This window comes from Pseudomonas sp. HY7a-MNA-CIBAN-0227 (assembly GCF_040310325.1).
Classification (GTDB): domain Bacteria; phylum Pseudomonadota; class Gammaproteobacteria; order Pseudomonadales; family Pseudomonadaceae; genus Aquipseudomonas.
Window position 1 is genome coordinate 1 of the sequence record NZ_JBEOPT010000101.1, and the last position, 279, is coordinate 279.

The following is a 279-nucleotide window of genomic DNA, read 5'->3' on the forward strand; positions in this document are numbered from 1 at the left end:
GGCTCAGATCGAGCATGTCCCTGGATTCAAGGTTCAGGCCGTGGACAGCAATGGCGCGGGGGATGCACATGCGGGAGTATTTATTGCCGGGTTGGCGAATGGCTTGAAGCCGGTTGAGGCGGCGCGTCGAGCGAACGCAGCGGCGGCATTGGCGGTAACCCGCTGGGGGCCAGCGACCTCGCCTGGCACCGCTGAGGTCGATGCATTAGTTACTAAATAAACAAAGCCCAAAAATGTGGGAGCGGGCTTGCTCGCGAAGGCGGTGTGTCAGTTAAAGCG

At 60.2% G+C, this 279-nt stretch carries 1 protein-coding gene; it reads left to right on the forward strand.

Annotated features, from left to right (window positions below; all coding sequences use genetic code 11):
• On the forward strand, positions 1 to 220 hold a 220-nt coding region (locus tag AAEZ06_RS27145; protein ID WP_350617179.1), incomplete at its 5' end, for a PfkB family carbohydrate kinase.
• Positions 221 to 279: the final 59 nt, after the last annotated feature.